The 8610-nt window shown below is 45.6% G+C and carries 8 protein-coding genes; 2 read left to right on the forward strand and 6 right to left on the reverse strand.

Annotated features, from left to right (window positions below):
* The first annotated feature begins 48 nt into the window (after positions 1–48).
* On the forward strand, positions 49–249 hold the full coding sequence (locus tag BCU12_RS22725) for a hypothetical protein (protein WP_102407022.1): 201 nt from the start codon (positions 49–51) through the stop codon (positions 247–249).
* A gap of 257 nt (positions 250–506) precedes the next feature.
* Here the strand turns inward: BCU12_RS22725 and BCU12_RS22730 are convergent, their stop codons facing one another.
* The gene (locus BCU12_RS22730) at positions 507–1280 is read right to left on the reverse strand and encodes an ABC transporter substrate-binding protein (RefSeq protein ID WP_102407024.1); all 774 of its coding nucleotides are present in this window, start codon (positions 1278–1280) and stop codon (positions 507–509) included.
* 12 nt (positions 1281–1292) lie between these two features.
* Positions 1293–2378 carry a histidinol-phosphate transaminase gene (gene hisC / locus BCU12_RS22735; protein WP_102407026.1) on the reverse strand — a complete coding sequence of 362 codons (1086 nt, stop codon included), beginning with the start codon at positions 2376–2378 and terminating at the stop codon, positions 1293–1295.
* A 192-nt stretch (positions 2379–2570) separates the two neighbouring features.
* Between hisC and BCU12_RS22740 the strand changes: the two genes are divergently transcribed.
* The gene (locus BCU12_RS22740; protein WP_102407028.1) at positions 2571–3461 is read left to right on the forward strand and encodes a LysR substrate-binding domain-containing protein; all 891 of its coding nucleotides are present in this window, start codon (positions 2571–2573) and stop codon (positions 3459–3461) included.
* Between the two features lie 64 nt (positions 3462–3525).
* Here BCU12_RS22740 and BCU12_RS22745 read toward each other — a convergent pair whose 3' ends face one another.
* The 4 genes from BCU12_RS22745 to gcl all read right to left on the reverse strand — a co-directional run bounded on the left by BCU12_RS22745 (position 3526) and on the right by gcl (position 8355).
* Entirely contained in the window at positions 3526–4137 is a 612-nt protein-coding gene (locus tag BCU12_RS22745; protein WP_102407030.1) for a TetR/AcrR family transcriptional regulator, read from the reverse strand.
* Between the two features lie 462 nt (positions 4138–4599).
* Positions 4600–5493 carry a 2-hydroxy-3-oxopropionate reductase gene (locus BCU12_RS22750; protein WP_102407032.1) on the reverse strand — a complete coding sequence of 298 codons (894 nt, stop codon included), beginning with the start codon at positions 5491–5493 and terminating at the stop codon, positions 4600–4602.
* 63 nt (positions 5494–5556) lie between these two features.
* A complete protein-coding gene (gene hyi / locus BCU12_RS22755; RefSeq protein ID WP_102407033.1) occupies positions 5557–6333 on the reverse strand; it encodes a hydroxypyruvate isomerase in 777 nt (258 codons plus the stop codon).
* A 246-nt stretch (positions 6334–6579) separates the two neighbouring features.
* Positions 6580–8355 carry a glyoxylate carboligase gene (gene gcl, locus BCU12_RS22760; protein WP_102407035.1) on the reverse strand — a complete coding sequence of 592 codons (1776 nt, stop codon included), beginning with the start codon at positions 8353–8355 and terminating at the stop codon, positions 6580–6582.
* Between the last annotated feature and the right edge of the window lie 255 nt (positions 8356–8610).

The raw sequence follows: 8610 nt of genomic DNA on the forward strand, positions 1-8610 counted from the left end.
ATAAAACACAGAAATTAAGTAATAAAGTTACAATACTGGAGAGTCATTATGCTATCTGTTATCAAACAACTTTTTGTTCCAACTAAAGACTATGCTGGCCGTAACATCAATGCCGTTATTGACCGCCTCGCGGTACAAACAGGCACAAACGCTTATAGCTGGTCTTACCTAGCTGAAAAATCTGTTTACGAGAATACAGAAACTGGTATGAGTGTATACCCACATGAAGTCAGTGCTAACGCCGCATAACGACGTTTCAGCTTCAACTGTATCGTACGCCAAGACAATCTCGATCTGGAAGAAGATACAAGGACGTAAGCGAAGGCGTGAGTCTCTGCAATGAAAGTGTTCCAAAACAAACCAGCTGACGTTCGCCCCCCTACTGTTTATCGACTAATTTCAAGGTCGCAATTCGCTGATAGAATCGATCACGGATTCGCTAACTGGAAACAAAAATGGAGAGCCTAAGCTCCCCATCTGTCATTCGACATTGATTCGTTCTTAAATCAAAGCTCAGCACCGTAGATATCAAACGTGAAATACTTGGACGCGATTTTATCGTACGTGCCATTCTTTCTAATGGTCTCGATTGCTTGGTTAAACTTCTCAGCCAATGCTTTGTCTTTCAATCTAAGGGCAAGTGCGGTCCCTTCACCAATATACGCTTTGTCTGTCACCGCTTTTCCTTTGAATTCAAAGTTCGCCCCTTCAGGCTTGTCTAACAACGCCAACGACAGCTGATCGGAATTACCAAATGTCGTATCTAGTCGGCCGTTTTGAAGATCAAGGTACACTTCATCTTGCCCGGTATAACGCATTATTGTCGCCACTGAGGCGAAGTTATCCGTCACATAACGATCGTGGATCGTACCTTGCTGGACACCGATCGTTTTGCCAGATAACCCTTCTTCATCAATGGCAAATTGCGCCTCTTTAGAAGCGACAAAACGCGCAGGGGTTTGGTAATACTTATTGGTAAACAACACCTTGTTTTTACGTTCTTCAGTGATTCGCATTGACGCCATAATCACGTCAGACTTTCTCGCGAGAAGACTTGGAATCAAAGCATCCCAGCTTTGTGATACCCAAGTACACTCTAGCTTCGCTTCCTCGCACAAGGCATCTGCAATCTCAATATCAAAACCAACCGGAGTCCCTTCACTGTTTTTGTAGTTAAACGGCGGGTAGGTAAAATCAGACGCTAACCTGATTTCTTTGGCTTGGAGAGTGGTACAAAACATCGCTGTGATACAAGCAATTCCTAATGCAAACTTCTTCATGGTTCAGTCCCTTTATTTTGTGTTCACTGTACTGGTTTTTGTATAGTTCGTCAGTGTTTCAATTACCTCTAGCATGCTTTCTTTCGTACCGATCGTGATTCGGACGCACTGCTTTAAAGCCGGCTCGTGAGATTGATTTCGAGTCACAATGCCGTTATTCAACAGCACCGAAAATAGGTCAATGTCGTGTTGTACTTTCAATAGAACAAAATTGGTTGAGGAAGGATAAACGTGCTCGATACACTCAAACGAGCTCAGTGTTTCGATAAACCACTCTCGGGTTTCTATTAGTGTTTGAGTCGCCTCTCGCATGGTTTGAATCCCTTCTGGCGTCAAGGCGCTTAATACAATACTGGCGGAGCTATCGGGCATAGGATAAGGGGGAATCAACTTAGATACATACTTCATCACCGCTGCGCTCGCCAAAATGAAGCCGCATCTGACCGCCGCAAGGCCAAACGCCTTAGACAGCGTTCGAATCACAACGAGATGAGGATACGCTTCAACCAGATCTGACACCGACTCCTGCAACTCAAATTCAATGTAGGCTTCATCCACCACAACAAGCGACGAGGCTTTTGTACCCTCAAGCACGGAAACGATATCGCTGCGAGGGATCAGGTTTCCTGTCGGGTTGTTAGGCGAACACAAGAAAACAATATTGGCGTTTTGAGATTGACGGATGATCTCGTCCACATTGAGATTGAAGTCAGATAATAAAGGGACATCGAGCGTGTTTATCGCCAGCGCATCCGCGCAAAACTCATACATCGCGTAAGTGGGTGAACAAATCAGAATTTGATCGTGTCCGGGTTGGCAAAACGTACGAATGAGAAGATCGATCGCTTCATCTGCACCACGCACAGCCACGGTTTCTACATCGCCTTCTATATAGGCTTTATACGCACTCGCAATATCTTGCGGCAAAAAATCAGGGTAGCGATTGAACGTTCCATTTTTTTCATTTGGGAACAAAGATTGTTCAAGCTCATTGGCGTTCAACCAAATTCTACCGCTGCCACCAATGCGCCTAGCTGATTGATAAGGTATTAATTTTTTTACTGCCTTAGGCACTAAGCTTTCTACTAACTCTGACAATTCAACACCCTTTTGGATTCATTTATAGTCACTTTACATCGCCATATATCCACTTATTTGTATAAATATGGAATGACTATGCTTAAGTATCATTTGTTAATGAGTAGTTAATCAGAATGAGCTTGAAATAAGAATCGAAATAACCGCATACTAGGCATGAAAATTTATCATGGCTATGGGAGTCAATAAGAAATGAAAAAGCCGTTGCCCTCAACAAAAACGCTGCAATCCTTTCTGGCTACTGCGGCTCACTTAAATTTCACCCATGCTGCCAATGAAATGAACCAAACCCAAGGCGCGATCAGTCGTCAAATCCAATCACTCGAAGAACATATTGGAGGGGCGCTGTTCTATCGTCATGCGAGAGGATTAACCCTGACTCCGAAAGGCGAGCGTTTGGTGCCACTAATACAAGAATCGATTGATCAGCTAAAATCAGCACTGGCTCAAGTGGAGGACTCTCCCTCTAAAATTCGCCTCAATGCGCCCAGCTGCATCACGTCATGGTTGTTGCCTCGGCTAATGGCTTTCCAGCAAACCTACCCAAAAATTGAGGTCGAACTCACCTCTTCGATTAAACATGTTTACGAGCCAGATTTTGACTCGTTCGATGCGGTCATCAGTTACGGACAAGCCCCTAAACGAGCCACGCAGACAAGCCAATTACTGTTTGAAGAGAAGCTCGCGCCAATTTGTCGCCCTGAGCATATCCAAGATCAAGATAAGCAAAGTAACCGTTCATTCGTTATAGACTCGGAACGGCTTAGCCAATATACCTGGCTGCACGCCAATACTGAGCAAAGTGACTGGGGTTTATGGCTAAAACACATTGAAAACGAAAAGCTAAGTAGCTCATCAAATCAACATTTTGCCACACTCGATCAAGCGATGAACGCGGCATTGCAGGGGTTTGGTATCGCGATTGGCGACATCACACTGGCCGCCCAAGATTTGGAGTTAGCGAGGATTGTAAGAGTGAGTGAAGAAACCGTTCTATCGGGCAGTGGTTACCACCTTATTCAGCCAAAGAATCGACAATCGAGTGAGCTCTCTTCGTTGATCCAGTGGTTAACACAAGAGTAAATGACCATTCCAACCATCGTCAGCCAGATTTGGGCTCCATTGATTAGCACTCGATTGAGCTCAATTAGATGCTTTTAACGCCACACCCTTTGATGACAAGCTGCGTTAAAAATTCGGCTGCTTCGGCATAATCTTCAGTGTCTAGCTGATCTTTTTCCATCACGTTGCAAATTTGCCAGCTGAAGTCAGCGTAAGTCTGCGTCGCCGCCCAGATCGTAAACATAAGATGCTGAGGTGGAATGGGATCCATTAAGCCTTGTTCTGACCATGATTTGAATTTATCGATGATCATCTGTGATTGTTTAAACAGCTCTTCCCCAACATCCGGTGGCAATACTTTAGCGCCCGACATCACCTCATTGGCAAACACTTTTGATGCAAACGGATAATCACGCGATATGCGCAGTTTTGTTTGAATGTACTGAGTCAGAGCCTCAACAGGGTTGTCGAGGTGTTCAATAGGGCGAGAAGCCTCTAACAACGGCTGGGTAACCATTTCTAACACGGCGTAATACAGCTTGTCTTTGCTGCTGAAATAGTAAAATACGTTTGGTTTCGGAATATTCGCGGCTTTAGCAATATCGACCATTTTAGTCGCCGCGTATCCATTGACGGCAAATTGCTCACTGGCAACTTCAATGATGAGCTGTTGGTTTTTCTCTCTGATCCGAGACATGCGTTTACCTATCCATAGGGTCTTCTTTGTCATATTAATTACTTTGCTTAATAAGTCCAATAGATATAAAGAGTTAATAGATAAGGGTGATGTTTTTGATGGGATTATTTAAAGACACTGATAAAGAAAAAATCCCGACCTTGATTCAAAAGCGCCTGCTAAGAACGAATAGGTGATGCGCCTATTCACTTTTGGCTCAAGGGACGGGAACGCGCATAAAAGGAGACGAAACTACGCGATTTGAGAGGAAAAGTCTGAGTGATCACTTGCCCAAGTCATCACTCTACAGGGACACCTAGATTGCGACTATCCAAGCAATCTAGATGCTGGCCTTCTTTCAGATCTTCAGTGGACGCGACAACCTTTCGTTGCAGCGGGTGCCTTTCGTTTCAGTTGACGCCTTTCACTTCAGATACAAAATACTGATGTTAGATACACCTCGTACTGCCGGTGCATCAATGCTTATTTGCGAATGGAGTGATCTGAGCGATGCTCGATCGCTTTAATCAGCGCCGAGTGATCCCAGTTCTCACCCCCTAAATCGGCACACTCACCAAACAGTTCTTGCGCATTCGCCGTATTTGGAAGCGCAACATTCAACTCTTCCGCGCCAGAAAGCGCAAGATTAAGGTCTTTTTGATGAAGTGAAATCTTAAAGCCTGGGTCAAACGTGCCTTCAATCATTCGCTCGCCGTGTACTTCTAGAATCTTAGAGCTCGCAAAACCACCCAGCAATGCTTGACGCACACGAGCAGGATCAGCACCGGCTTTGGATGCGAAAACCAATGCTTCAGACACCGCTTCAATGTTCAGCGCCACTATGATTTGGTTAGCCACCTTGGTTGTTTGGCCTGCGCCGTTGTCACCAACAAGCGTGATGTTTTTGCCCATGACTTCAAACAAAGGTTTCGCTACATCAAATGCACTTTGGTCGCCGCCAACCATGATGCTTAATGTGCCACCAACAGCGCCGACTTCACCGCCAGACACTGGGGCATCAAGATATTGCGCGCCACTCTCTTTGATGCGCTTGGCAATGGCTTGTGTCGCCATTGGCGAGATAGAACTCATGTCGATAACAAGTTTGCTCGCGGCATTACTGCCGAGGCCTTGCTCAACACCGTTCTCACCAAACAGAACGTCTTCCACTTGCGGCGTATTCGGCACCATCAAGATGATGACATCTGCAACTTTTGTCGCTTCTTTCGGCGAGTGAGTCACTATTGCTCCGGCAGCCACTAGATCTTGTGGTGCTGGATTAAAATGGTCACTGAAAACCAACTGATGCCCTGCTTTTTGCAGATTCTCAGCCATTGGCTTACCCATGATGCCCGTTCCGATAAATGCGATTTTCATATTCTGTTCTCCTTAACTCGACATTGAATTTTGTTCTTATTCGTGAAATCCAATCATCTGTCTTTAGTTATATTGATTAAGCCAATCTAAGCCGTCTGTCGTTGTTGTTTTCGGTTTGTATTCGCAGCCAACCCAACCTGTGTATCCAAGGCTATCTAGATGAGCGAGTACAAATGGGTAATTAATTTCGCCAGTTCCCGGCTCGTTGCGGCCTGGGTTGTCTGCCAATTGAACGTGACCAATTTGGCCGATGTTATTGGTCATGGTTGGGGCTAAATCCCCCTCCATGATCTGCATGTGGTAGATGTCGTATTGGAGCGACAAATTATCACTGCCAACGTCTATAATGATCGCTTTCGCTTGCTCGGTGTTGTTGATAAAAAAGCCAGGAATGTCACGCGTGTTGATCGCTTCGATCACCATTGAAATCCCTTGCGCTTTTAACGCTTCGGCGGCGTATCTGAGGTTGATCACCAGTACTGAATACGCATCTTGTTCAGTGACACCGTCTGGTGCTATTCCTGCCAAGCAGTTGATTTGCGTGCAGCCTAGAACCTTCGCGTATTCAATTGCCTGAGCAACACCTGACTGGAATTCAGCCACGCGACTTGGATCAACAGCGATACCTCGGTCGCCCGCTGCCCAATCACCAGCCGGCAGATTAAATAGAACTTGCTCTAGATGGTAAGTATCCAAATTTTGTTTGATTTCTTGCGCGCTAAAATCGTATGGGAATAGGTACTCTACTCCTTGAAACCCAGCGTCAGAGGCGGCTTTGAAACGATCTAGAAAATCGACTTCGTTAAACAGCATTGACAGGTTGGCTGCAAATTTTGGCATCTCTTTCTCCTTGCTTGCGCAGACTTCAGGTATTGAGTACTCGCACATATCACCTCTTCGATAACATGGCAGTGTTCTTCGCTATGGTGGAGCCTTATGTGCGGTACTCGTTGATCGTCTATGCATTCATTGTGTATCAGTGTGGGAAGCAAACAGCTCATTTGTGCCTATATTGGCTTCGTGCCATGGCTCCATTTCGCTACCACACATGTTGGTGACTTAAAGACTTAATGGATCAAGCCGCAATTAAAGGTTGTTTCGAAGTGCCGTCGGGGCGTCTTCTACCGTTTCCGCTAAGGCTTCAAACTCATTAATGGCGTTAATCTCGACACCCATCGCGATGTTGGTGACACGCTCAAGAATCACTTCAACCACAACAGGCACCTTGTGCTTGTTCATTAAATCTTTTGCATCGGCAAATGCTTGTTGCAACTGGTCCGGGTCGCGCACTCGAATCGCTTTACAACCCAACCCTTCAACAACGGCGACGTGATCAACGCCGTAGCCTTCTAGCTCTGGTGCATTTTGGTTTTCAAACGCGAGCTGAACACAATAATCGATATCGAACTGGCGCTGAGCTTGGCGAATTAAGCCCAGGTATGAGTTGTTCACCACCACATGAATGTAAGGCAGGTTAAACTGAGCACCTGCTGCTAGCTCTTCAATCATGAATTGGAAATCGTAGTCACCTGAAATTGCAACAATTGGTCGGTTCGGATCGGCAGCACGTACACCTAATGCTGCAGGAATCGTCCAGCCCAATGGGCCAGCTTGACCACAGTTGATCCAATGGCGTGGCTTATACACGTGCAGCATTTGAGCCGCAGCAATTTGAGATAGGCCAATGGTGCTCACGTAACAAGTTTCACGATCAAACGCCTTATTCATCTCTTCATAAACGCGCATCGGTTTCACTGGGATCTCGGTATAGTGCGTTTTACGTAGCATGGTCGCCTTGCGTTGCTGACACTCATTCACCCATTGACTGCGGTTTGGCAAAATGCCTTTATCACGCCACTCTTTCGCGACTTCAATCAGCTGCTCTAGCGCAGATTTCGCATCGGACACAATGCCTAAATCTGGACAGAAAACTCGGCCAATTTGTGTCGGTTCGATATCAACGTGAACAAATTTTCTATTTTTGGTGTAGACATCCAATGACCCCGTATGACGGTTAGCAAAACGGTTACCAATACCGAAGACAAAATCAGACTGCAGCATGGTTTCGTTGCCGTAGCGATGCGCCGTTTGAAGGCCAACCATACCCGCCATGAGCTCATGGTCATCTGGAATCGAACCCCAACCCATTAGCGTTGGAATAACCGGAACACCAGTCAGTTCGGCAAACTGTTGCAGCAGTTCAGACGCGCCGGCATTAATAACACCACCACCTGCGACAATCAGCGGATTCTCAGAATCGCACATCATAGACAGTGCTTTTTCAGCCTGTGCTTTCGTCGCTTGAGGTTTGTACGCCTCTAGTGGCTCGTAAGTATCAATATCGAATTCAATCTCAGCCAACTGAACATCAATCGGTAAATCAATAAGAACGGGACCTGGTCGACCCGAGCGCATCAGGTGGAATGCTTGTTGGAAAGCACGCGGCACCTGAGCCGGCTCTAGTACCGTGGTGGCCCACTTCGTCACTGGCTTTGCGATGGTTTCAATGTCTACCGCTTGGAAGTCTTCTTTATGCAGTCGTGCTCTTGGCGCTTGGCCGGTAATACACAAAATTGGAATAGAATCTGCCGAAGCAGAGTAAAGACCCGTAATCATATCTGTGCCTGCAGGGCCTGAAGTACCAATACACACGCCGATATTATCTTGATGGGTACGTGTATAGCCTTCCGCCATATGAGAAGCACCTTCAACATGGCGTGCCAGCACATGATCAATCCCTTCCAGCTTTTTCATTGCGGCATACATTGGGTTTATCGCTGCGCCGGGTACACCAAAGGCGATATCGACACCTTCTCGTTTTAGCACCTCTACAGCAGCTTCTATCGCTTTCATTCTCGCCATGTGAATCTCCCTTTCGGATTGTATACAATTTAAAACAACTTTGTACACTATGAACCTTATTAGAATTTTGGCAAGGACAAATTTAACATCAAAATAACAACCTTAGGCTTTTATGAGTGGTTGCTAACCTCACAAGCATTTACGTGTATAGCTTTATATAAACTATCTTTACGTAAAAATAATTTCACTCAAAGATAGATGATAAGGAAATGTTAAATTTACTTTGATTGTTTACTAAAATTGAAATATAAGTAG

Source organism: Vibrio sp. 10N.261.55.A7 (assembly GCF_002877365.1).
In the GTDB taxonomy this organism is placed as follows: Bacteria; Pseudomonadota; Gammaproteobacteria; order Enterobacterales; family Vibrionaceae; genus Vibrio.

What these genes read in the sequence shown, in the direction of transcription:
- BCU12_RS22725 (WP_102407022.1), top strand. Translation starts at nt 49, where the DNA reads ATGCTATCTGTTATCAAACAACTTTTTGTTCCAACTAAAGACTATGCT.
- BCU12_RS22730 (WP_102407024.1), bottom strand. Translation starts at nt 1,280, where the DNA reads ATGAAGAAGTTTGCATTAGGAATTGCTTGTATCACAGCGATGTTTTGT.
- BCU12_RS22740 (WP_102407028.1), top strand. Translation starts at nt 2,571, where the DNA reads ATGAAAAAGCCGTTGCCCTCAACAAAAACGCTGCAATCCTTTCTGGCT.
- BCU12_RS22745 (WP_102407030.1), bottom strand. Translation starts at nt 4,137, where the DNA reads ATGTCTCGGATCAGAGAGAAAAACCAACAGCTCATCATTGAAGTTGCC.
- BCU12_RS22750 (WP_102407032.1), bottom strand. Translation starts at nt 5,493, where the DNA reads ATGAAAATCGCATTTATCGGAACGGGCATCATGGGTAAGCCAATGGCT.
- hyi (WP_102407033.1), bottom strand. Translation starts at nt 6,333, where the DNA reads ATGCCAAAATTTGCAGCCAACCTGTCAATGCTGTTTAACGAAGTCGAT.
- gcl (WP_102407035.1), bottom strand. Translation starts at nt 8,355, where the DNA reads ATGGCGAGAATGAAAGCGATAGAAGCTGCTGTAGAGGTGCTAAAACGA.